The sequence below is a fragment of the Reinekea sp. G2M2-21 genome (genome assembly GCF_015687175.1).
In the GTDB taxonomy this organism is placed as follows: domain Bacteria; phylum Pseudomonadota; class Gammaproteobacteria; order Pseudomonadales; family Natronospirillaceae; genus Reinekea.
Window position 1 is genome coordinate 400,259 of the sequence record NZ_JADPQG010000001.1, and the last position, 24,137, is coordinate 424,395.

The following is a 24,137-nucleotide window of genomic DNA, read 5'->3' on the forward strand; positions in this document are numbered from 1 at the left end:
CGGTTATTCTATCGCTTGCGCGTTTTTCACCAACTGTAGCAGTTCCTGGCGGTATCCCCAACGGTCTTCCGCCAAGCTCTGTTCAATCGCCTTCTGCGAAGGTGGGTAAGTCCAATCAGCCAGGTAAGGACTGTTGCGCAAATGCTCGGCGAACCCTGCGACAGCGCTCGCCAGTAACATGGCATTTGAAGCGGTCTTGTTGTGCAACCGAGTGACCGGAATGCTCATCAGTTGGCTGTGCTGTTCATTGGGCTTTTTGTATCGCACTTTCACGAACGCCAGTTCCTGACTGTTGCTCTTTGTCGCCGAAGCTGTGTCTTGATAGCGCAGCGGATCGGTAAAACGAAATTCACTGTCTGTGGTCACAATTTCATACAACGCGGTAACCGTGTGGCCAGCGCCCATTTCTCCGGCGTCGATCTTGTCGTTGTTAAAGTCTTCACGTTCGAGTAAACGGTTGTCGTAACCGATCAAACGATACTCAGCCACCTGCGCGGGGTTGAACTCGACCTGAATCTTCACATCCTTGGCCACTGTTTGTAGCGTTGAGGTGAGTTGCTCAGCGAAAATTTTTCGGGCTTCCTGAAAACTGTCGATGTAATAAGCACTGCCATTGCCATGATTGGACAGCTCTTCCATCAGGTAGTCGTTGTAGTTTCCAGTGCCAAAGCCCAAGACGTTGAGGAAAACCCCGGTATCACGTTTGTTTTCAATCAGGTCTTTCAGAGCATCAAGGTTCGTGGTGCCGACATTAAAATCACCGTCCGTACCCAGAATAACCCGGTTGATGCTGTCGGTTTTAAAATTCTGTTGCGCCAGTTGATAGGCAAGATGAATGCCCGCGCTGCCGTGAGTGCTGCCACCTGCGCGCAGGTTGTTGATGGCGTTCATGATCTGTGCTTTTTGATCACCGCTGGTGGGCTCCAATACGACCCCGGAGTCACCCGCATAAACTGCAATGGCAACGTGGTCTTGCGGTCGAAGCTGATTCACCAATAAATTGAAACTGCGCTGCATCAGAGGCAGTTTGTCGGCTGCATTCATCGAGCCGGAGACGTCAAGCAGGAACACCAGGTTTAACGGTGGCAGATCATCCATGTTTGAGCGGTAGGCCTGCAAGGAGACGCGCATGAGTTGCGTGTTTTCATTCCACGGGGTTGGCATCAGTTCGGTTTCAATACCGATCGGTTCGTCGATCGACTCCGGCGAAGCCAGCTGATAGTCAAAGTAATTTATGAATTCTTCTACTCGAACAGCATCAGCAGGTGGCAACTGCCCACCCATTAAATAACGTCTGGCGTTGGTGTAACTTGCCGTGTCGACATCGGTTGAGAAGGTGCTGACCGGGTTAACCAATACCTGTTGGATTTTAGATATGACGGTATCGGCGTAGTTTTCCCGGTTTTCGTCTACCGGGAGTACAGGCTGGGTGGGTAAAATGATGTTCGCAGCGCGTTGACCAGTGGGCGCTGTCTTTGCCAGAGCTGATGACGCCATTGACTCCTGCACCATGGGGGCAGGGCTGGATGCGTATTCAGCGTCACTGACCATCAGATCCATTTGCACTTCTTCTGCAATCGGCGCCGGTGTCACCTGAGTGACTTGTTTTGTGGAATCTGACTCGATTGGAGACTGCGCCCCGCAGCTGACCAGCAGCACGGCAGCGAACAAACTGGAAGTGGTTAATTTCATCATGATTGTATCCAACAGTAGTGGGTGTATCACTTAAACGCCTGAGCATCAGAAAAGGGGTAAAACTTTTTTTATTTTTTTGCTGATACCGTACCAAGGGTGGATCGGTTTCACGTAGCGGGCCTGTTACACTGGGCATACCCAATTAAAGTTTCCTTCATGCCAGATTCATTGCCGCGCCCTTTAGCCATTACTATCCTGATTTTTGCAGCCACCTTGTTTGCTGCGAACCACGTATCGGCGCGTTTTGCGTTTGATGACGGTGCGGGTTTAGTACTGGCGTTGGTAGCCCGCAGCAGCGTCGCTTTCCTGATTATGGCCACCATCGTGCTGGTACGACGTCAGCCTATGACGGTTCCTGCGGGCAATCGAGGTTGGCAATTGGCCCTTGGTGTGTTGATCACTCTTCAAAGTCTGTCATTGTACGCCGCCGTTGCTCGCATCCCCGTGGCGATAGCTTTGCTGTTGATCAACAGCTGGCCTTTGTTATACACACTGTTGAATTGGGTGATTAACGGACAACGTCCCCACTTGGGGTTTGTGTTGATACTGGCGCTGATTCTCATCGGGTTGGTCATGGTGTTGGACATCCCGGGTTGGCTTGCCAATCCATCGGCATTAGGTGATGACTGGGCCGTTGGGGTAATGCTTGCGATACTGGCCAGCGTTTTTTTAGCATTGGCCATGTGGCTGACGAATCATCAATTGGCGCGAATGCCCGGCGCAGTGCGCAGTGCGTACACCATGTTTATCGTGACCGTGTCTCTGGTCGTGGCAGGTAGTGCCAGGGTTATTGGCGACGGCTTTGCAGTGCCTGAGCATGTGCAAGGGTGGTTGGGTATCATTAGTTTGGCCCTGTGTTATGGCATTGCGTCGACGGTGTTGTTTGTTTTAGCGCCCCGTTTAAATATTGCGCGTAATGCGCCCATTCTTAATTTCGAACCGGTCGCTTCGTTGTTGTTGAGCTACATAGTTCTGGGGCAGGTGCTGTCGTTCGTGCAGTTGTTGGGTGGTGCGGTGGTCTTGAGCGGCATAGTGATGCTCAGTGTGTCCAAGCACTGAACATCAACAACTGACCGGCTAGGCCTTCAGGAACCCGTATTGCGATTGGACAAAACCGTTCTGGTAGGCACGTGTTGCGACGTGTCTGAGTTTGACATCTTTCGGCAATGGACCGCCAAACAACGACACGCCTTCGCCAAGCAGAATTGGCACTGTGGTGATGGTGATGTCGGTCAATAGCCCAGCGGCAATAAAATCCTGAATAACACGCGAACCGTCAACATATAGGTGGCTGTCACCTTCCGCTTCGAGCAACTGAACCACATCCTGGGCACTGCCATTGAACAACTGAACATTGTCACCCAGTGATTCCGGAATGGTTTTTAGCGTACTGGACATCACGATGGCGCGTTGTGTCTGGTAAGGCCATTCAGGAAAGGTCAGGATGCGTTGGAAGGTTTTCCGACCCATGACAACGCAGGTAACTGACGACACGAAAGCCTCATAACCGTAGTCTTCGGTTGCATCTGAACTGGCGTCTTCTAACCAGTCGATTGAGTTGTCGGCTCTGGAAATGTAACCGTCTAGTGATGTAGCAATGAATGCAGAGGCATGCATCATGGAGGACTCCTTATTATTGTTGTCAGTCCACAGAGCATAGACATGTTTTTTTCGTTTGAATATTGAGGCAGGTCAGCTGTTGAACCGACAGTGGTATTCAACTGCTGCTGTTACCTGCCTGTGAGATCTATTACTGGAACGTCTTCAATGATTCCTGGTTACTGAACACAAAGTCATTCGCCAGTGCAATGGTGTGGCACCCGGCGCAAAACTGATCATCGGTTTTGGCCTCTTTTTGATAGCCTCGGGACCAAGCCCAGTTTTCCGCCGGATTGGCAGCCGTATCGCTGACTTTTACCATGATCGTCAGGCCAGGTTTGTGTTGCTGCTCAAGCTGTTCCAGCGTTTTGTACTGCTCTTTGACCACCACTGTGCCAACAGGATAACGATAAGGAGCGTTACCCGAGCTCGCGGCTATCCCGATATCGTTGACGTATATTTGCCGAAACCCTGTCGCACCCTCGTGCAGGTTGCCAATAAATCCGGTGTGGTCGCCCGTGATCGGCTTGTTATTGATTTTGGTCCATTGCTGATAATCCGCCCAGCGAGGGTCTGCGTCAGCCGTCGAAAGTACGGCGCAACTGCTGAACAGTAAAGGCGCACAAAGCAAACCTAATTTGAATGTTTTCTGTGTGAGTGTCTTTAGTGGAGTGCTCATCCGTTTTCCTTAGCGATGTGGGTGAGCGTTAAGACCATGAGATGGCCAATAAGTTTTCGAAAGGTTAAAAAAAAGCCGCAAAAGCGGCTTTAGGGATAAATGACACTGCCTATTCAGCTGATTTCTTTCGCCGCAATTTTCGCCGCCCACTGTTTTGGACCGGTGCGATGTACAGACTCACCGTTGGTATCAACTGCAACGGTGACTGGCATTTCATCCAGTTCAAATTCGTAAATGGCTTCCATACCTAGGTCTTCAAACGCAACAACCTTGGCACTGCGAATGGCTTTAGACACCAGATAAGCGGCACCACCGACGGCCATTAAGTAGGCCGCCTTGTGTTTCTGAATGGCGTCAATTGCCACTGGGCCACGCTCTGCCTTGCCGACCATAGCAATCAGACCGGTATGCTCTAGAACGGTGTCGGTGAACTTATCCATGCGGGTGGCCGTAGTTGGTCCGGCAGGACCTACCGCTTCCTCGCGCACGGGGTCAACAGGACCGACGTAATAGATGACTTTGTTGGTTAAATCGACGGGCAGTTTTTCACCCTTATTTATCATATCGACCATGCGTTTGTGCGCGGCATCGCGACCCGTGTACATTTTGCCTGATAACAGTAGTGTTTCACCGGGTTTCCAGTCGAGCATGTCCTCTTTTTTCAGCGTGTCCAGGTTCACCTTACGGGCCGATGGGCCGGCTTCCCAGACAATGTTGGGCCAGTCGGATAATTTAGGCGTCGGTAATTCAGCAACGCCAGTTCCGTCCAGCTCAAAATGCACGTGGCGCGTGGCCGCACAATTCGGGATCACCGCAACAGGTTTGTTGGCGGCATGCGTGGGAGCTTCCATTACTTTAACGTCCAAAACGGTGGTCAGACCACCCAGTCCCTGCGCACCAATGCCCAGTTTGTTAACCTTTTCCATGATTTCCAGCCGCAACTCTTCGCCTCGGTTGGACGCGCCTCGGGCCTGAAGTTCCTGGATATTGATGGGTTCCATCAGGCTTTCTTTCGCCATAATCATGGCTTTTTCCGCTGTGCCGCCGATACCGATACCGAGCATGCCCGGTGGGCACCAACCCGCGCCCATTTCAGGAACCACTTTGAGAATCCAGTCGACAATGGAGTCACTGGGGTTCAGCATGGCAAATTTGGTTTTTGCTTCGGAACCGCCCCCTTTGGCTGCTACCTGGACATCAACCTTGTTGCCTGGGACCAAACGGGTATGAATCACCGCAGGTGTGTTGTCGCCGGTATTTTTTCTTGCGCCATCCGGGTCGGCCAAAATTGAAGCACGCAGAACATTGTCTGGATGCAGGTAAGCGCGTCGAACGCCTTCATTGATCATATCTTCAACGCTCATGGTGGCGTCACTGAACCTTACGTCCATACCAATATTGATAAATACCGTCACGATGCCGGTGTCCTGACAGATTGGCCGATGACCTTCCGCACACATGCGGCTGTTGATCAGAATCTGCGCCATGGCGTCTTTTGCTGCCGGAGATTCTTCGCGCTGGTACGCTTCGTGTACAGCGTCGATAAAGTCTTTTGGGTGGTAATAGGAAATATACTGCAAAGCGTCGGCTACACTTTGAACCAAGTCTTCCTGCTTAATGTCGGTCATTGTTCTCTCCATTTGGCCAGCAGATTGATGGACACCTGCATTGTTGTTTTATGACAATAATGGGCGCGCATTGTACATGAAAAAGGGGGACGGGCGGTCATAATCCAATGGTCGCAGTCGTGCCTGATGATAGTGAACTGCTTGCAAAATTCAAACGCTCGTTTAAATTATTCGGGCAAATAATAAAATTTAAGGTTATTCAATGTCTGAAATAGAAACCCGGCTCGACAATGGTGTTCTGGAAGTTCAGTTCAATCGCCCTGAAAAGAAAAATGCCATCACCGAACAGATGTACAAGGATCTGGCACAAGCGTTTGTCAGCGCGCGGGTGAACGATGACATACGCGTTGTACTCATATCCGGTCACAAATCCTGTTTTACAGCAGGAAACGACTTAAAAGATTTTCTTGAGAACCCGCCGGAAGACGATGACTCGCCGGTATTCCGTTTTCTGCAGACTGTCGCCGATTTCCCAAAGCCTATTGTGGCTGCTGTGAATGGTCCGGCCATTGGTATTGGAACTACCTTGCTGTTGCATTGTGATCTGGTGTTTTCCGGTGAGGGAGCAAAATTTCAGTTGCCGTTTGTGAACCTGGGGTTGGTGCCGGAATTTGCCTCCTCTTATCTACTGCCTCTGCGGGTCGGCCATGCCAAGGCCTCTGAATGGCTGTTAACTGGCAAAATGTTTGATGCCCATGAAGCCAAATCGGCAGGGCTTATCAATGAAGTCTATAAAGATGAGCAGTTCTTCAGTGCCGCTTTGCATCACGCACAGAAGCTGGCGCAATTGCCAAATGAGTCGGTCATGATCAGCAAGCGCCTGATGAAGCAGACTTATATGTCTCACACCTTGCAGATTATGGACGAAGAGGGGGCGTTGTTTCGTCGTCGTTTGGCCAGCGATGACTTCAAAAAAGCGGTCGATGCCTTTTTAAGTCGCTAACTACTGTCCTGAGTCGGAAGTTCGTATCGTTTCAGAGCTAATGGGAAGCGCTGGTAAAAGGCGCTCTGACTAGAGAATATCGAGATCTTTTCAAGAAGAGCATCGCCGTAGTAGTGTTTTCCATTAGCTCCCTTCGGGCGCGACATTCAAGCTCTCTAGCGTCGTTCTGTCTCTTGTCAATGGAATAACCATTGACTGCGAGACACGCCTGGGGCAACTCTCATTAATTCAAATCACCACAGTCCTATCAGATCGATAGGATGAGCGAGGCGTGTGTTGCAGGGAATGGCGAGTCCTTTTTAAAACACACAACAATGCTCAGTCATCGACCAGAAGGACCCGGAGGGCGGGGCTGAAATGGCAAATTTCGTTGTTAAGTCCTTTGCCAAGATGATGAATATTGCCTGCAGTACTTGCCTCGAATTTTGCGCATTTCTTCACCCGCTGAGGTAGGGAGCAATTATTCAGAGTTGCCCTAGCTTTAGAACTTGAATGGCATGCATGAATACATGCGAACTTCTAATTCAGAGCACTAATTTGTCGCGACTCGATCATCTCTGCGTTCAGGCTGTTGAAAAAGATACCAGTCTGGGCGCTTCCACGAACCAATAAACGCTTCCTTAGTCGATTGAAACGCCACGCCATCTTTCTCATTGCTGTCGATAAACATCACCAGCTCTATCTTCTGGTCGGGTGTTCCTACCGTTTCATCGTACCAACGGGCAATTTCGCTGGGGGTCAGCATCTTATTTCCCACCGCACGATAAAGCGGGAATTCCAATCCGCTTTGATTAGCACTGGGTTGGTAGGCTTTGTAAATCAGTTCACTGCAGACCAGGGCATTGTCGCTGTCGAAATCGAAATGGAAGTCATAAGGCTGCCCTGTATACAGGAAAGACGCGTAGATGGCCTTGGCCTTTTCAAGACGACTGACCATAGGGCGGAATACAGCAGCCCCGTCAGCGTCTAATGAGGTTTCAATGGAATTGAATATCACACCCGCATCAAGCGCTTCAATGACGCGGATGTCGCCACCATCGTCGTAGCCCGGGTGTTCATCGTAAATCCGGCTGGTTTGCCTGAGCAGGTCTTCATACGATTCGGCGCCCATGCTGGACACCCAAGCGTTAATCTCTGGCGTGTTAAAGTAGAGCGCACGCTCGGTCGGCGTTCCAATAAACATGGCCGAATGAGTCCAGAATCCGGGAATCCCAACGTTGGTTAAACGCCATTCTTTTCGGGTCAGGTAAAAGTCTCCAGGCTCGAAATTACGGCTGAAAGCCAATGCCTGCTCTGGGGTGATAAGGGTTTTTCCAATACGCCACACTTTTACCTTGCCCATGCCTCGCGCAATGCCTTTCTGCATCGGGTAGTAGGTGTTGTACAGCGACCGTTTTAATAAACCCGCGCTGTTGGAGGCCAACAGATGCAGCCGGTTGATCCTTGCGATTGACCTGCGGTCTTCCTCGATGAATGCGTCGATATCGTTTTGAGGGGTAGATACGTAGCTCAGGCTGAAATCGTCAAACTGATCGGTGGCAAAATCACTGAGCATCTGGTTGCTGAAACGCCGGTAAAAACTGCCCGGTAAGCCTGCTTCAGCGTGTTCGAGGTTGTACCATTTCACCAATTCAGCGTCCTGTTTTACCCGGCTGATAAATTCCAACCCAAAACGGTAGTGGGCGATAAATGCCAAGGCGTGCAACTGATTACGCAGATCAGGGTTTGACGTAACCAAGCGGGAGGTTCTAGTGTGATCTGACAGCAAGTTAAGCGTGCTCATGTAATCAAGGTACAGCTGCCAAGTATCCAGCGCGATTTGTTTTTGCTGGCGGTTCAATAAGGTATCTGTGTTTGGCTCGCGGTCAAAGATCTCTGGCGTGCGATCCATGAACTGAATCAGGTTGGTCAGCCCTTGTCGCTGCATTTGAATGGCATCCAGCGTTTGTTGGACTGCAAAGGTATTGCTGATCAGCAAAAAACAAATCATCACTAGGCGCAGCTGGGTTAAATACATAGAGAATCGTTTCACTTAAAATAAATCCAGTTGGTTGGTGAGGTCTTTTTCATCGGTTTCCGATTGTAGGTCCGTTATTGTTTCCGGTGTAGAGTTTGACCCCAAGTCCGGTAAATGGTTCTCCGTTTTGGTTGATCTGGACGTTTCAGGCGCGTTCTCAAACCAGCGTTCGAGCAGGCTGCTGAGGTACTTGCGGGTGTCACTCAAGGCGTCCGATGGTGCTTCCTTGATCAATTCGTCAATTTTCAGTAATGCTTGCTGCACAGTCAATGACTGACCGCTGTTTGTATTGGATAAAATGGCTTTTCGCTGCTGTTTCCAGGCGGATAGCTGCTCATTTGTCATAATTTCAGGAAAATTACGCGCCAGAACATTCTCGATCAGGGGCGGGAGACGGTCGTCATGTAACGCATGAGCCTCATCCAACCAACGGTCTTTTTTGATTTTATCCGCAACCATACGATTCAGGATATTCCGGTCGTGATCGTCGATAAAACCCGCGTACAGGGCATGTTCAGGATCGTCCGGTGTGGCTCGTTCGTGGCCGTCGGTAAAGACGTCCAAGGCCAGTTCGCGCAAAACAGGGTGTTGTTCAACAAATTGTTGATGTTTCAGCAAAAGCTTGCGGTCGAGATTCAGTCTTTGGGCTGTATCGTCATTGAGCAGGGCCATGGGGGCGATCATCGGGCTGCGGTTTAAGTGGATGGTTTTCAGGGGCGGTCGACGGGCTCCCTCTGGCAAATCCTCTGTTTTACTGTACAACCATTGTCGGATCGTGTCGGCGTCATGGTCCAGCAACCAGGAAGGGTCTTCACGAATATCGATGACAATGGCTTCGTTATTGCGATCAGGGTGCATCATCAACGGGACTTCGACGCCCAGGCAATGCTCAACTGCAGGTATTTTGCCGCTGAAGTGCAAATGTGGTGTTCGCTTTTCAACATCGATGTGTTTGCGGACCTCATGTTTTGAACGAAGCTTAAAAGCGTAATCAAACAGTTTGGGTTGTTTTTCTTTTATTAATTTTGCCAATGCGATGGTGGCGAGCACGTCGCTTACCGCGTCATGGGCGTTGTCATGTGATAAACCATTTGCTGCGGTAAGCTGTTCCAGTTTGAACGATGGGCTGCCGTCCTCATGGGTTGGCCACTCAATGCCTTCTGGCCGCAAGGCTTTGGTCATGCGCACGACATCCAGCAAATCCCAACGGCTGTTTCCGTTCTTCCATTCCCGCGCGTACGGGTCCAACAGGTTGCGGTAGAACAGGTAGCGAGTGCACTCATCGTCAAAGCGGATGCTGTTGTAGCCCACCGAACAAGTGCCTGCGACCGACATGTGTTGGTGAATTTGCTGTGCAAAATTCCATTCCAGAAGCCCTTGCTCGGCTAGCAAAATAGGGGATAAACCAGTAATGCGTACAGAGTCTGGATCGATCACCGTATCGATGGCTGGTTTGCACAACAGGTTAATCGGCTCGGCTATCGGGTTCAGATCCATGTCTGTACGTACCGCCGCAAACTGCGCCAGACGGTCTTTTTGAGGGTTCGCACCCCAAGTCTCATAGTCGTACCAGAGGAATGTTGTTTGGGTGGTGTCTTTGTGCCACATGACTGGTTCCGCACGCTGTCAGATCGGGGTATGCTAACGCGTCGCCGAGCAATAGGGTACCTCTGGGCTACAGGGGAGTGACCTTCGGCCTATTCCGGTGTGTCTAACACTCAGTCGCTCTGGCGCACCAGGTTTGTTATTTAAGGAATTTGGAATGCTTAAAAAACTGTTTTCCCGTAAGAAAAATGACGTCAACACCAAACCCGCAAGTGTCCCGGCGCAGCCAGTGGTCGTCACAGAACCTCAAACTGCCGAGCAATGGGCACAACAGCTGAACAACGCAACCGGCAAAGCACAAACTCAACTCTTCAACAAACTGGTGGCAGCCCTTGCAGAAAATAAATTAGCCAGCGCAGACATACAGGGCCTATTACGAGAACCTTTGACCGCGATGTTAGCAGTGCAGATAGATGCCGATACTGCGAGCATATCAGTTGAGCAGTGGAAACGGATGGTAACGGACGGATTTACCGCAAAAATCCGCAATGCAGCCGCACAACACATGACCGATGAAGCCGATATAAGTGAACTGGTTAAGCTCAGTAAAGGCAAAGACAAAGCTGTCTACCGGATCTTGCACGACAAATTAGAAACCTTGAATGCGCAGAAGAAACAGCAACAAGAATGGCGCGCTAAGAAAGGAGCTGTATTAGACAGCATGCAAAAACTTGCTGAGTCATCGCTTGAGCCTATGTATGAAGCAAAGTTCAAAGGACTGCTGGAACAATGGCGTGAATTGTCGGTGAGCGATGCCGCTGACGAGCAAAACTTCAACACCGCGAAAGACGCTGCGCAACAGAAAATAGACGCCGCGCGGACGCAGGAGCAACAGCAACGTGCACAGGCTGAATCGGTAACGATGGCGGATACCAATCGTCAACAGCTGGTCACTGCGATTGTTAGCAAAATGCGTCAACGCCTGTCAGCGCTGGACTTCAGCGACGCTGCTATTGCAGAAGATCAGCATTTTCTCTCTGATGTACAGCATCAGTGGCGAGACATCGAGCAGCACAGTAAAGCCGGTAAAGAAGAAATCCGCGCCTTCCAGAAAGCCAGTACGGCGTTTGAGTTGGGGCTGAGCCATCTGAAGAATTTGTTGGATAAATATGGCGATGTTGATGTTATCGAAAGCCAGCTAAACAACACCGAAGCGGATAACGAACAGTTACTGCACGACATAGACGACTGGATGCATGAGGTGGATTTTGTCTTGTCGGATGACATGCCGGCCCCGATTCAACGACTGCAGAAGGCGCTGAATCAATACCAGAAAAGTCTTGCAGAACATCATCAGCAGGAAATTGATCGCATTCGGTCTATCCGTGGTCAGTTGCGCCGTTGTATGAGCGCTGTTGAAGAGGGATCACTGCGGCGCGCATCAGGCTTGTACCACGGCATTGAAGAAAAGTTGGAAGGCTTTGATTTATCGCATCACGCTGGTATCCGCAAACAGTTGGAAGAAACCACCGCTGCACTGGAAAAGTTGCGCGATTGGCAAAGCTTTGCCGTATTACCGAAAAAAGAAGCACTAATCAAACGCATGTCGGCTCTTGTTGATCAGTCAATGGACCCGGAATATCGGGCACAGAGCATTCGTGATATGCAGGATGAATGGAAACTGCTCAGTCGGGGCTTGCAGAACCGACAGCAAGATTTGTGGGAGACGTTCCACGAACTGGCGCAAAAAGCCTATGAGCCGTGCCGGGAATATTTTTCTGAGCAGCGAAATCTGCGCGACATCAACCTGGACCGGCGCAAGGAAGTCGTGATGCAACTGAAGAAGTACGGTGAGATTATTGATTGGGAAAAAGCCGATATCAAAGAGATCGATCGTGTATTGCAGCTGGCCCGGAACGATTGGCGTCGCTATTCGCCAGTGGATCGGGTGCAGAACAAACCGATACAAGCCGAATTCGACCGGCTGCATAAGTCGCTCTTTGATCGGTTACGGGAAGGTCAAAACGAATTTAAACAGAACAAATTGCAGATCATCGAGCAGGCGAAAGCGCTGCTGGAGCTGGAGGATGTTAAAGACGCGACCGAGCAGGCCAAAGGTTTGCAACGAAAGTGGAAGGACGCCGGTGTTGTAGCCCGTAAAGACGAACAACAACTGTGGTCTGAATTTCGCGCTGTCTGCGATCAGCTGTTTGCCAAACGCGAGCAGCAGATTAACGAATTTAAAGCGGAATTGGATACCAATAAAGAGCAGGCAGAGCAACTGATCGGCAGCCTTGCGTCGCTCAGCATATCCTCCGACGTTTTGGCTGAACAGTCGGTTTTTGAAAATCTGAAATCGCAGTTCGAGTCATTAGGTACCTTGCCTAAAGCACATCACCAGAAGTTGATGAAGCAATATAAAGACGCTTGTTATTCATTTGAGTCTGCCTGTAAAGCCGCCAGATTAGCGGCGAAAGACCAGCATTGGGTCGATTTGATTGACTGGGTGAAACAAGTTCGCTTCTCAATTGACGAACAGGATGTCCTGAAAGCACAATGGCAGAACATGAAGGTTCCGGCGCCCGCGCAGGAGTTAATCGGCTGTTTAGACAGTTGGCGTCAGCCAGCTGATGAGTTGAATCAGGCTGCCATGCATGAAAAAACCATTGAGTTGGAAATCCTGACGGGTGTAGCGAGTCCGGAAGCCGACAGCCAAATCCGAATGAACCTGCAGGTACAGGCTTTATCAGAAGGCATTGGTGGCAGCACGAGCGATGCAGATGTTGACCAGATGGTCGTACAATGGCTGGCTCTGGGGCCGGTGGAGGCGCCGGTTTACGACGAATTTGAAGCCCGGATGAAAGCAGCCAGAAAGCATTGGATGAAATAAAAAGTCAAATAAATCAAAAAGTTAGTTGACACCTCAGTTTGGATCAGTAATATACGCATCCGTTGACAGGCACTGAGCACGAACAAGCACAGGGTCTGATCAGAACGAGTTGATGCGGGGTGGAGCAGCCTGGTAGCTCGTCGGGCTCATAACCCGAAGGTCGTCGGTTCAAATCCGGCCCCCGCTACCAAATTAAAAAAGCCAGCTAAATAGCTGGCTTTTTTATTGCGCGTAATAAAGTTTTCGTCGATCGGATTCCATCCGGTAGACCCGTCGCACCGCCGCCACCAAATTAAGAAAGCCAGCTATTTAGCTGGCTTTTTTGTTGCCTGGAATGCATCCGCTCCAATCCTTGCACCGCACCGCGACCAATTAACATTCCTATGTTGCCGACTATATTCGTCTCACCGTTGTTCCGTTCTGCATACTCCACAGTTTTGTTTAGGAGGAAAAACGAACACAGTGCTGCGATGACGATGTTGGCTGTAAAGCCAAGGTCCGGTTCTATGAAAATTCATCCCACAACCGCTCGAATTCGACACAGAACCGCTCAATAATCGACTCATCCTCGAGTATCAGTACGTTTTCATGGTTGAATTGGCTGGCGCTCCGGGTCCAGTTGAAGCTACCGGTGGCCAATCGTTTCCGGTCCGCTATGGCAAATTTATGATGCATGTGGTGCCTGGTTGTATCTTCCCGAACCGGGATGCCAGAGGCGTTAAGGTCATCGATATCGCTTCCGATGTCGTCTGTTTTGTCATTGTCAGTGATAATGCGAAGGGTAACACCGCGCCGATGCGCCTTGAATAACGCGTCTCGAAGTTGGTTGTCCGAGATTGTGAAAACACAGATATCCAGGCTTTGCACAGCGGCATCAATTAAATTCAGCAGCGCGGATAAGCATTCATCTCCTGGACTGAAGTAAACCCCGGTGTAGGTTGTTTTTGGCATGCTGTTGTCCAGGCTTTTCAAAACTTGCTCGAGCCACTTGAAGGGAGGTTCACTTTGCGCTGTACGTGAATGGCGTTTCATGATATCGAAAGCCTGATTGCGAACAAATGCGCGCTGTTCACTTGACAGTGGTTTGAATGTCTCGAAAAGGGTGGCCTTTTCCAGTGCGTCAATGCGTTGGTCCTCAAAGGTGTCGCTGAGCAACTGCGTCAGCTCTGTAGTCCAGTTCATATTTAATGAATTTCCTTATGGTTTGTCTTTTGACTCGGTTCGCTGGTTAAGCACATTTGTATTGAACATACAGCGTTTTTCTTAATTGTGCAGTGGCAATGTACTAAATCGATAGCGATCTAGGAAATCGAATATTGGTATTTGAGATATCGTGTTTGCTGACACTTTCCAGACATATCTTTCACACTTAATTGACTTATGTCATCTACGCTACTATCACTTTCTTTACATAGGGATAAACTAAAGCGGTATCGAATTTATCCGTAACTCTCTAATAACAACAGAAAATGGAGTAACTGCTATGAAGAAAAGTATTTTTCTGACTGTCTTCAGCGTGTTGCTGGCCAGTGCACTGAGTACTCTGAGCTTTGCAGAAATGCGCGACATAAAAATCCCCTTTTACGATGCTTGGGTGAACTCACCTCACGGCGATATTACCTCTGAAGCCTTTGTACATTGGGAAGAAGAAGATGACAAGATGGTTCCAGAACGTTGTGCTGCCTGTCACTCAACAACAGGTCATCTGGACTTCTTAGGTGTTGACGGTTCAGAAATGGGTAAGGTTGATGCGAAAGCACCTGGATTAGAAGGTGTTCAGTGTACCGCGTGCCATAACAAAGTGGCGGGAAATATGGTTGAAGTTACCTTCCCGTCCGGTATGGTCGTTGAACGTGAAGAAGCCGATGCCCGCTGTATGGATTGTCACCAGGGTCGAGCCTCCGGCAAAGCCGTCAATGACATGATCGCGAAAGCCGGTGTGGAAGACGATTCCGTTCATAAAGATATAAAATTCCTTAACGTGCACTATAGCGCGGCCGCTGCTACCCGTTTTGGTAGTGAAGCAGGTGGCGGTTACGAGTACGATGGATTGGACTACATGGGTCTGCACTATCATGACGACTACGCCACTCAATGTAGTGACTGTCACAACCCGCACACCACCGAAGTAAAGGTCGCGGTTTGTACCGAATGTCATGAAAATGTGAAAACAGCTGACGACTTTGCCTTTATTCGTGATGAAGACAATCAGTTCGACTTTGACGGTGATGGCAACAACAGCGAAGGTATCAAAACTGAAGTCGAAGGCTTGCACACGCTTCTTTATGCTGCCATGCAGGACTACGCGAAAACTGTGCTGAATACATCCATTTATTATGACTCACATTCTTACCCATATTTCTTTGCCGATCCAAACAACGATGGCAAGCTGGAAGAAAGTGAAGCAGTGCGAGCGAACGGTTTTGCTAACTGGACACCTCGCTTAGCACAAGCAGCCTACAACTACCAATTTGTAGCAAAAGATCACGGTGCTTGGGTTCACAATGGCAAGTACGTACTGCAGTTGCTAAATGACAGTATTCAGGACTTGGGAGAAAAGGTTAAAGTACCTGCAACCGTTCGAGCTGAAGAATAAGAGACGTCAATTCTATGAAGTCTACCCATACAAAACTGCTGCCCCTGATAGGGCGGCGGTTTTTTTTCGTTTTATGCTTGCTGGGCAATGGAGCCGCATTCGCAGCAACCACTTCGACCGCAGATCACTCGAAATTTGAGGCGCTGCAAGTTCCCTTTGAGAATATCAAAGAGGTCAATCAGGCTTGCGTCAGTTGTCACAACATGGCGGAAAGCCAGTTGCATAAAACCATTCACTGGCAATGGGATTACCCGCTGGAAGGCAAAGATAATGCTGGCAAGCTGAATGTTATTAATGGCTACCATCCCAATGTTGTCTCGAATATAGATACCTGCGATAGCTGTCACATAGGCTTTGGTCTGACAAAAAACACCATCGAATACATTCCCGAAGCGGCGGTTGATTGTCTGGCCTGTCACGACACTAGTGGCGAGTATTTCTATAACCGCTTTCATCAAAGTGGTGCTGAGTGCGCCATGTGTCATGATGATGGCGCCGAAGCAGAAAAAGCGCGGGTTAAAAAAGAAGGCGAGCGCTATACCTTGTCTTTGACTGAGATGGCGCAGCAAGCCGGAGAGACCAGTGTGCAGACCTGCGGCAGCTGTCATTTTTATGATGGCGGCGGCGACGGGGCCAAACATGGAGATCTGGACAGTGCGTTGATTAGTGCAACGTTTGAAATGGATGTGCACATGAGCAAAGATGGGGCAGGGCTTACCTGCAGCAGCTGTCACCAGTCTAATGATCATCAATTGTTTGGCAGTCGTTACGATGCCAGCCTACCTGAAAATAATACGGGCATTAGCGCGTTAGATGGCGCACAGGCGACCTGCGAGTCTTGTCACGGCGATCGGCCTATGTACGATGAGAAGCTGAACGATCACACCGATGTTGTCGCTTGCCAAACCTGTCACATCCCCTCCTATGCCCGAAATGGCGTGGCGACTAAAACGCATTGGGATTGGTCGACCGCTGGGGAGCTGGATCGGAAAAAACGACCGGACGCGAAGTACGATGACGAGGGTCGGGTTATTTATTCCAGCTTCAAAGGTGATTTGCAGTACGGTGCCGACCTGACTCCGGTATATCGATGGTACGACGGTGCGCTGTCCTATACCCAAGTGGGTGCGCAAGCCGTTGATGGTGAAACCGAACTGACCAAAACCACGGTTTCAGCGGGTGATGAAAATGCCAAAATTGCCCCATTTCATGAGTTCAAATCTCTGTTGCCGATTGACAGCGAAAGCCGTCAGTTAATGCCAATGTATCTGGCCGGTTCCAGTCGAGATGCTTACTGGAATGGGTTTGATTGGAAAAAATCATTGAGCAGAGGTGCGAAAGCGGCCGATCTGGACTTTAGCGGCGACTATGAATTCGCACAAACCAGTATGTTATGGTCCCTGAATCATACCGTCGCCCCGAAAGAGCAGGCGCTGACCTGTGTTGACTGTCACAGCAAAGGTGGCGTGTTGGCGGAAGTGACAGATGTCTATATTCCCGGGCGAGCCCAGCATACTTTACTCGACAAGATGGGATTACTGGCGCTGATCGCCGCTGTATTAGGCGTGTTAACACACGGTGCCCTGCGATGGGTGTTTAATCGTCGGAGGAGCCGTTCATGACTCAAAAAACTAAACGCCTTTATATCTTTAAAGCGTACGAACGATTCTGGCATTGGGTGCAGGCTGTACTGATGATTCTCATGGCCATAACCGGCTTTGAAATTCACGGTACTTACCAGTTAATTGGCTTTAATCTGGCCATTGATGTTCATGTTTATTCAGCTTGGTCCTTGATCGTACTGTGGATATTGACCATATTCTGGCACATCACGACAGGAGAGTTTCGGCACTATTTGCCAAGAACGGAAGGCGTGTGGAAGCAGATTGTCTACTACACCCGTGGTATCTTTCTGGGAGAAGATGCACCGTTTCATCCCAGTGATCGAGCGAAGCATAACCCCCTGCAGAGACTGGCGTATCTGTCTCTGAAGGTCTTTATGATTCCGTTGATCTGGTTTTCTGGGCTGTTGTATTTGTTCTATAACGATTGGGCCACGCTTGGTTTAACTAAGTTGGGCTTGACCTTGGAAATGATCGCCATTGTGCATGTGTTGGCCGCCTTCCTGATTCTGCTGTTTCTGGTTGCGCACCTTTATCTCATTACCACGGGGGAAACGATCATGCAGCACATGAAATCCATGATCACCGGTTGGGAAGATGTGCCGGATCACGATGAAAAAACGGAATAGCCTGCCTCGTTCAGCGTCTAAAAAGCCTCAATTCTGAGGCTTTTTTGTTGTCTGTCGTTTTATGTGTTCAGCCGGGTTAAGTTTTGGACTTAGCGTTCATGGTTGTCTTCGGTTGTCGTTGAGTGTTGATATGTTATTATCCGCCGCTCAAGGCGTATTCACGCCCCCTGTTTGTGTACGGTCCTTTGGTAAGGGTAGGCACAAGCGGGAATGATAATCTGACTGTTTATAGTCCAACACGTGGCCTTTGGTAGAGGTCACCACTGAAGGAGAGCAACATGCCTGTTATTACCCTGCCTGACGGTTCGAAACGAGAATTCGATCAACCTGTTTCCATTATGCAAATAGCCGAAGACATCGGCCCGGGTCTCGCAAGAAATACCCTTGCTGGTCGCATTAATGGTGAGCGGGTCGATGCCTGTGATCTTGTCACCGACGACGCCAACATAGAAATTATTACACCGAAGGATGACGATGGTCTGGAAATTATCCGTCACTCCTGTGCGCATTTGTTGGGTCATGCTATTAAGCAGCTGTACCCGGACGTCAAAATGGCGATTGGGCCAACCATAGAAAATGGTTTTTATTACGATCTAGATATGGAACACCGACTCACTGAGGAAGACCTGGCTGAGTTGGAAGTGCGCATGTTGCAGTTGGCGAAAACCGACTACGCCGTGGTGAAAAAGAAGGTTAGATGGCAAGAAGCTTACGACGTCTTCACCGAGCGGGATGAGCCTTACAAAAAAGAAATTCTCGAACAGAACATCACCAAAGACGATCAGCCGGGTCTGTATCATCACGAAGAATATGTGGATATGTGTCGTGGCCCGCACGTACCGAATATGAAGTTCTGCCATCATTTCAAACTGATGCGGATTTCAGGCGCCTATTGGCGTGGGGATAGCGCTAATAAGCAGTTGCAACGTGTCTATGGCACAGCCTGGGCTGACAAAAAGCAGTTGAAACAGCATTTGACCTTTTTGGAAGAAGCTGCCAAGCGTGATCACCGTAAAATCGGCAAGAAACTGGATTTGTTCCACTTGCAGGAAGAAGCGCCGGGCATGGTGTTCTGGCATCCGAATGGTTGGACCATGTATCAGGTTGTCGAACAGTACATGCGTCAGAAGCAGCGCGAGCACGGTTATCAGGAAATTAAAACGCCGATGGTTGTTGACCGTTCCTTGTGGGAGAAATCCGGTCACTGGGACAAGTTCGGCGATGATATGTTCACCACGCACAGCGAATCACGTGATAACGCCATCAAACCGATGAATTGCCCTTGTCACGTGCAGGTCTTTAATCAAGGCTTGAAGAGCTATCGTGATTTACCTTTGCGACTGGCTGAATTTGGTTCTTGCCACCGAAATGAAGCGTCTGGTGCCCTGCACGGTATCATGCGTGTGCGCGGATTTACTCAGGATGATGCCCATATTTTCTGTACAGAGTCACAGATTCAAACTGAGGTTGCTTCTTTTATTAAGATGCTGGAAGAGGTTTATCACGACTTTGGCTACGACGACTACATATTGAAGCTCTCTACCCGACCTGAAAAACGGGTAGGGTCAGATGCGGACTGGGATCGCTCGGAAAAGGCGTTAAGCGATGCGTTGGACGCGACAGGCAAAGAATGGAGCATATTGCCTGGTGAAGGTGCGTTTTATGGGCCGAAGATCGAGTTCACCTTAAAAGACAGTCTCGGTCGTATGTGGCAGTGCGGCACCATCCAGGTCGATTTCTCGATGCCAGGCCGATTAGACGCTCAATATGTTGATGAACATGGCGATCGGCAGACGCCGGTTATGTTGCATCGAGCGATTGTGGGTAGTTTTGAGCGATTTATTGGAATATTGATTGAACAGTATGCCGGTGCTATGCCACCATGGCTCGCGCCAACTCAGGTGATGATATGCAATATCACCGATGCACAGGCCGAAACAGTACAAAAAATTGCCAAAAAGCTCGAAATAGATGGTTTTAGGGCCCAAGCTGACTTGAGAAATGAGAAGATCGGCTTTAAAATCCGCGAGCACACGATTCAGCGCATTCCTTATCTTCTGGTTATTGGTGATAAAGAAGTCGAAAATGGCACCGTTGCCGTTCGGACACGCGATGGTAAGGACTTAGGTGTTATGCCTCTGGCTGAATTCAGTGAACTTTTGCGTAGCGATATCGCTCGAAAAGGTCGTATTAACGAAAATGGGGAATAAGTTATAAAACGTAACGCTAGAGCGGCTAAATCAAATAGCCGACACGTCATTAATGAACAAATTGAAGCATCAGAAGTTCGCTTAATCGCAGCAGATGGTGAGCAATTAGGAATCGTCCCTCTTGAAGAGGCCATTCAGAAAGCGCAGGAAGCGGGTCTGGAGTTGGTACAGATTTCCAATGCTGATCCCGTCGTCGCAAAGATTATGGATCTTGGTAAAAAGCTTTATGAAGAGAAAAAGCAAAAAGCGATAGCCAAGAAGAAGCAATCTCAGGTGCAGGTTAAGGAAATAAAATTCCGACCGAATACTGACATTGGTGACTATAACGTTAAGTTGCGTAACCTGATCCGTTTTCTCGAAGAAGGTAATAAGGCGAAAGTCACATTACGCTTCCGTGGCCGTGAAATGGCGCATCAGGAGCTCGGTATGGAGCTGTTGAAGCGTGTTGAAACGGATCTGCAGGAGTTGGCAACGGTCGAACAGCGTCCAAAAATGGAAGGCCGACAGTTGACCATGGTAATGGCACCTTCTAAGAAAAAGTAATTTACAGCTAAAGGTTCGCCTGGCGCTGTAAACCCGGAGAGTTTCTCCGGTTAAGTGAGCGACCAATCTGTTTGGTCGCTTTTATTTTAAGGCAACCGTCAGCTTCGTGAGTAAATGTAGGGTAACCGAAACGCTTGTTTGTACGAATGCAACGCGGTAATAGAAGTAAATCTGGAGATTGAAAATGCCAAAGATGAAGAGCAATTCTGGTGCTAAAAAGCGCTTTAAGCGCACGGCAAACGGCTTTAAACACAAGCAGTCTTTCCGTAGCCATATCCTGACCAAGAAAAGCAGCAAGCGTATTCGCCAATTGCGCGGAATGTTGCAAGTTGCAGATGCAGATAAAGCGCTTATTAAGCGTATGCTGCCTTACATCTAACCGCTTTTCTTACAGGAGATTAAATTATGGCACGTGTTAAACGCGGTGTGATTGCCCGTCGTCGTCACAAGAAGGTTCTTAAGCAAGCTAAAGGTTACTACGGTGCGCGTTCGCGCGTTTATCGTGTAGCTAAACAAGCGGTTATCAAAGCAGGCCAGTATGCCTATCGTGACCGTCGTCAGCGTAAGCGTCAATTCCGCGCACTGTGGATTGCCCGTATCAATGCTGAAGCTCGCGTAAATGGTTTGTCTTACAGCAAGTTCATCAACGGCTTGAAAAAAGCTGAAGTTGAAATTGACCGTAAAGTTCTTGCCGATATCGCTGTATACGATAAAGCAGCTTTTGCTGCCATCGCAGAACAAGCGAAAGCGTCTCTGGCTTAATTGCCAGTGTCGTTTTAGTCAAAACCCGCACTCGTGCGGGTTTTTTTATGGGGCGCTGTGAAGGTTGGTTAGCGTTCCGCGATTTGTCATGACGCTGAGGTGTCGCGACTTTAGGCAGATGCACGTGAAAAAATCATTTGCTCTGAAAACGTTTTCAAGCCTATCATACCGCTGGGTTTAAATAAGGAGAAATGAAAATGACAGTATTAGTCACAGGTGGGGCAGGCTATATTGGTAGTCATACCTGTTTGGAATTACTGCAAGCAGGCAAGGATGTATTAGTACTTGATAATTTCGCCAACAGTTCAGCCGAATCATTGAAACGGGTTCAAGAGCTTGCAGGCAAGGAATTGAAGTTTGTTGAGGGTGATATTCGGGATCGTGCTTTGCTGGATTCACTATTCAGCGAAAACGACATTGAATCAGTGGTTCATTTTGCTGGTTTAAAAGCGGTTGGTGAAAGCACGGAAATTCCGTTGGACTACTTTGATAACAATGTATCCGGTACCGTCACGTTATTGCAGGCGATGAAGGCAGCTCAAGTCTTCCGCTTTGTGTTCAGTTCGTCGGCAACCGTATACGGCGATCCGCACACCGTCCCGATCCTGGAGTCTTTTCCGCTAAGCGTTACGAATCCATACGGTCGGACCAAGCTGATGGTGGAAGATGTGTGCCGTGATTTGGCTGCCTCAGATGAACGATGGTCAATTGCCTTGTTGCGCTATTTTAATCCCGCAGGTGCGCACCCCAGTGGTCGAATTGGTGAGCAGCCCAACGGTATCCCCAATAATCTTGTTCCCTACATTACCCAGGTGGCCATTGGTCAGCGTGAAGCCCTGAACGTTTTCGGCGACGACTACGACACGCCAGATGGAACTGGTGTTCGTGATTATCTCCACGTTGTGGATTTGGCGATTGGGCATCTCTGTGCGTTGCAGAAAGTCAGCAAGCAAACAGGGTGCGTTGCTTATAATCTGGGTACCGGTACCGGATATTCCGTACTGGATATGGTGAAAGCGTTTGAAAAGGCCTCTGGAAAAGCCATTGCGTATAACATCACTGCTCGGCGACCCGGTGACATCGCTTGCTGTTACGCAGACCCAACGTTCGCAGAAGCAGAATTGGGATGGAAAGCTGAGAAAACATTGGATCAGATGATGGCCGATTCGTGGCGCTGGCAAAGTCAGAACCCGAATGGGTTTGCACCAAGCTGATTCTCATCAGCGCCGATTACGTTGCCTTTGAGCATTCTGCGCAGAGGCAGCGTAGCTCCAGCTGGGATTGTTTTAACACGAAACCTGCTTGTTCCACACTCAGTTTTAACGCCTCAAAAACTTCCTTTTTAATGCCGATTTCTTTGACCTGATGGCAGTTCTCGCAGATCAGAAACTGCGGTACCTCATGCGTGTGACTGCAGGTGCTGTGTGCACAACTGACAAATTTGTTTTCCGAGGTCAGTTTGTGGGCCAGATTGTTCTCAGTCAAAAAATCTAACATGCGATAAACTGACATGGGCGGAATCGATTGCCCATGTTCATTCTTAAATTGCTCGGCTAATTCGTAGGCCGACAGGGGTGTCTGTGACGCCAGCAACAGCGCAAAGATGCTTCTTCGCTTCGGGGTCAGCTTTATCCCGGCTTTTTGAGAGGCAGCATCGGCTTGCATGTTGGCATTGGCAATGACTGACATGAGTGAAAGTCCACAGTTGGTAATATTCCGCTTATTATCCAGATTTGTTGAATAATTGAAATGATATGATATATCATTTCCAAAAATTCAATGAGAATGGTTTAGTGTTAACGAATATCAGAAAAAATATCAGTGCATTAATTTGCGTGTTCGCTGTCCTGATCAGTGGCAGGGTGCTGGCGGACGAGCGGGTGAAAGTTGTTGCCAGTTTCAGCATTTTAGGGGATATCGTGCAGGAAGTTGGTGGAGATCTGGTTGAGGTGACGGTTTTAGTTGGCCCGGACAGCGACGCGCACGTCTACCGGGCGAAGCCAATTGACGCCCGGAAAGTACATGATGCCGATCTGCTGGTCATCAATGGGTTGGGTTTTGAAGGTTGGATGACCCGGTTAGAACAATCCTCCGGGTTTCAAGGGATTAAAGTGGTGGCCTCCGATGGTATTTCCGCAAAGCCCAGTGAAGAGCACGGTCATGAGGATGACGGCGAGGATAATGACGATCATCATGATGGTGATGTAGACCCACATGCTTGGCACAGTATTGGCAACGTTATTCAATATGCGAACAACATTAGTCGTGCTTTGGCACAGTTTCAGCCTGAAAATGCGGCTGTTTTCCAACAGCAGTTCGCGCAATACAAAGCCAAACTTGAAGCGCTAGATGCAGAACTTCGCGCCCAGGTGGCGTTGATACCGGAGCAGCGGAGAACAGTGATAACGTCCCACGATGCGTTCGCGTATCTGGAGCAGGCCTATGATTTCCACTTCTTGTCACCACAAGGGGTTAGTACCGAATCCGAGCCGTCGGCACGCGATGTTGCGCAGTTAATCCGGCAGATCCGGCAGCAAAATGTGAAAGCAGTTTTTTTGGAAAACGTCACCGATGCCAGGTTGATCCAACAGATTGCGAATGAAACCGGCGTGAAGGCCGGAGGCGTTTTGTATTCAGGGGCGTTGTCGTCACTCGAAGGCGCCGCACCGGATTATCTGACTATGATGCGGCACAATGTTGAAACATTAGTGAATGCGTTACGAGAAGAGCTTTGAAGTAGTTTATAAAGCAGTTGGTGACCAGAGATGGGGAGGGTAGG

Annotated in this window: 20 protein-coding genes and 1 tRNA gene; 13 read left to right on the forward strand and 8 right to left on the reverse strand. The window is 49.2% G+C overall.

Going from position 1 to position 24,137, the window contains the following annotated elements; translation table 11 throughout:
- Nucleotides 1–3: 3 nt before the first annotated feature.
- Nucleotides 4–1,695 (reverse strand): VWA domain-containing protein, encoded by a 1,692-nt coding sequence (locus IYN85_RS01785; protein ID WP_196157139.1) that lies wholly within the window; start codon nucleotides 1,693–1,695, stop codon nucleotides 4–6.
- 156 nt (nucleotides 1,696–1,851) lie between these two features.
- Here IYN85_RS01785 and IYN85_RS01790 point away from each other — a divergent pair, with 156 nt between their 5' ends.
- Nucleotides 1,852–2,754, forward strand: coding sequence for a DMT family transporter (locus IYN85_RS01790; protein WP_196157140.1), 903 nt, complete (start codon nucleotides 1,852–1,854; stop codon nucleotides 2,752–2,754).
- Nucleotides 2,755–2,772: 18 nt separating this feature from the next.
- Here IYN85_RS01790 and IYN85_RS01795 read toward each other — a convergent pair whose 3' ends face one another.
- The 3 genes from IYN85_RS01795 to IYN85_RS01805 form a co-directional block, all read right to left on the reverse strand.
- Complete coding sequence (locus IYN85_RS01795; protein WP_230390428.1) at nucleotides 2,773–3,315, reverse strand: dihydrofolate reductase family protein; 543 nt, start codon at nucleotides 3,313–3,315, stop codon at nucleotides 2,773–2,775.
- A 130-nt stretch (nucleotides 3,316–3,445) separates the two neighbouring features.
- Nucleotides 3,446–3,973 carry a cytochrome P460 family protein gene (locus tag IYN85_RS01800; RefSeq protein WP_196157141.1) on the reverse strand — a complete coding sequence of 176 codons (528 nt, stop codon included), beginning with the start codon at nucleotides 3,971–3,973 and terminating at the stop codon, nucleotides 3,446–3,448.
- A gap of 113 nt (nucleotides 3,974–4,086) precedes the next feature.
- A complete protein-coding gene (locus tag IYN85_RS01805; protein ID WP_196157142.1) occupies nucleotides 4,087–5,601 on the reverse strand; it encodes a fumarate hydratase in 1,515 nt (504 codons plus the stop codon).
- Nucleotides 5,602–5,803: 202 nt separating this feature from the next.
- On the opposite strand from IYN85_RS01805, the gene IYN85_RS01810 reads away from it, so the two are divergent.
- The gene (locus tag IYN85_RS01810) at nucleotides 5,804–6,544 is read left to right on the forward strand and encodes an enoyl-CoA hydratase (protein ID WP_196157143.1); all 741 of its coding nucleotides are present in this window, start codon (nucleotides 5,804–5,806) and stop codon (nucleotides 6,542–6,544) included.
- Nucleotides 6,545–7,076: 532 nt separating this feature from the next.
- On the opposite strand, the gene IYN85_RS26305 is transcribed toward IYN85_RS01810, so the two are convergent.
- Complete coding sequence (locus IYN85_RS26305) at nucleotides 7,077–8,576, reverse strand: YiiX/YebB-like N1pC/P60 family cysteine hydrolase (protein WP_196157144.1); 1,500 nt, start codon at nucleotides 8,574–8,576, stop codon at nucleotides 7,077–7,079.
- Nucleotides 8,577–10,169 (reverse strand): exodeoxyribonuclease I, encoded by a 1,593-nt coding sequence (sbcB, locus tag IYN85_RS01820; protein ID WP_196157145.1) that lies wholly within the window; start codon nucleotides 10,167–10,169, stop codon nucleotides 8,577–8,579.
- A gap of 154 nt (nucleotides 10,170–10,323) precedes the next feature.
- On the opposite strand from sbcB, the gene IYN85_RS01825 reads away from it, so the two are divergent.
- Nucleotides 10,324–12,996, forward strand: a complete 2,673-nt coding sequence (locus tag IYN85_RS01825) for a DUF349 domain-containing protein (RefSeq protein WP_196157146.1) — start codon at nucleotides 10,324–10,326, stop codon at nucleotides 12,994–12,996.
- 113 nt (nucleotides 12,997–13,109) lie between these two features.
- A tRNA-Met gene (locus IYN85_RS01830) sits at nucleotides 13,110–13,186 on the forward strand.
- A 314-nt stretch (nucleotides 13,187–13,500) separates the two neighbouring features.
- Here the strand turns inward: IYN85_RS01830 and IYN85_RS01835 are convergent.
- Nucleotides 13,501–14,178 (reverse strand): phospholipase D-like domain-containing protein, encoded by a 678-nt coding sequence (locus IYN85_RS01835; protein ID WP_196157147.1) that lies wholly within the window; start codon nucleotides 14,176–14,178, stop codon nucleotides 13,501–13,503.
- Nucleotides 14,179–14,479: 301 nt separating this feature from the next.
- Between IYN85_RS01835 and IYN85_RS01840 the strand changes: the two genes are divergently transcribed.
- The 8 genes from IYN85_RS01840 (at nucleotide 14,480) to galE (ending at nucleotide 22,572) form a co-directional block, all read left to right on the forward strand.
- Nucleotides 14,480–15,592, forward strand: coding sequence for a multiheme c-type cytochrome (locus IYN85_RS01840; protein WP_230390429.1), 1,113 nt, complete (start codon nucleotides 14,480–14,482; stop codon nucleotides 15,590–15,592).
- Nucleotides 15,593–15,606: 14 nt separating this feature from the next.
- The gene (locus IYN85_RS01845) at nucleotides 15,607–17,214 is read left to right on the forward strand and encodes a tetrathionate reductase family octaheme c-type cytochrome (protein ID WP_196157148.1); all 1,608 of its coding nucleotides are present in this window, start codon (nucleotides 15,607–15,609) and stop codon (nucleotides 17,212–17,214) included.
- On the forward strand, nucleotides 17,211–17,843 hold the full coding sequence (locus IYN85_RS01850; RefSeq protein WP_196157149.1) for a cytochrome b/b6 domain-containing protein: 633 nt from the start codon (nucleotides 17,211–17,213) through the stop codon (nucleotides 17,841–17,843). The genes IYN85_RS01845 and IYN85_RS01850 overlap by 4 nt, the downstream gene beginning before the upstream one ends.
- A 278-nt stretch (nucleotides 17,844–18,121) precedes the next feature.
- Nucleotides 18,122–20,053, forward strand: coding sequence for a threonine--tRNA ligase (gene thrS, locus IYN85_RS01855; RefSeq protein ID WP_196157150.1), 1,932 nt, complete (start codon nucleotides 18,122–18,124; stop codon nucleotides 20,051–20,053).
- Between the two features lie 3 nt (nucleotides 20,054–20,056).
- Nucleotides 20,057–20,596: a translation initiation factor IF-3 gene (gene infC, locus IYN85_RS01860; RefSeq protein WP_196158458.1), complete on the forward strand. Its 540-nt coding sequence runs from the start codon at nucleotides 20,057–20,059 to the stop codon at nucleotides 20,594–20,596.
- Between the two features lie 184 nt (nucleotides 20,597–20,780).
- On the forward strand, nucleotides 20,781–20,975 hold the full coding sequence (rpmI, locus tag IYN85_RS01865; RefSeq protein WP_196157151.1) for a 50S ribosomal protein L35: 195 nt from the start codon (nucleotides 20,781–20,783) through the stop codon (nucleotides 20,973–20,975).
- 26 nt (nucleotides 20,976–21,001) lie between these two features.
- Nucleotides 21,002–21,358, forward strand: a complete 357-nt coding sequence (gene rplT / locus IYN85_RS01870) for a 50S ribosomal protein L20 (RefSeq protein ID WP_196157152.1) — start codon at nucleotides 21,002–21,004, stop codon at nucleotides 21,356–21,358.
- Between the two features lie 197 nt (nucleotides 21,359–21,555).
- The gene (gene galE, locus IYN85_RS01875; protein ID WP_196157153.1) at nucleotides 21,556–22,572 is read left to right on the forward strand and encodes a UDP-glucose 4-epimerase GalE; all 1,017 of its coding nucleotides are present in this window, start codon (nucleotides 21,556–21,558) and stop codon (nucleotides 22,570–22,572) included.
- Between the two features lie 16 nt (nucleotides 22,573–22,588).
- Here the strand turns inward: galE and IYN85_RS01880 are convergent, their stop codons facing one another.
- Entirely contained in the window at nucleotides 22,589–23,047 is a 459-nt protein-coding gene (locus IYN85_RS01880) for a Fur family transcriptional regulator (RefSeq protein ID WP_196157154.1), read from the reverse strand.
- Between the two features lie 104 nt (nucleotides 23,048–23,151).
- Here IYN85_RS01880 and IYN85_RS01885 point away from each other — a divergent pair, with 104 nt between their 5' ends.
- Complete coding sequence (locus IYN85_RS01885; RefSeq protein ID WP_370592142.1) at nucleotides 23,152–24,093, forward strand: metal ABC transporter substrate-binding protein; 942 nt, start codon at nucleotides 23,152–23,154, stop codon at nucleotides 24,091–24,093.
- Nucleotides 24,094–24,137: the final 44 nt, after the last annotated feature.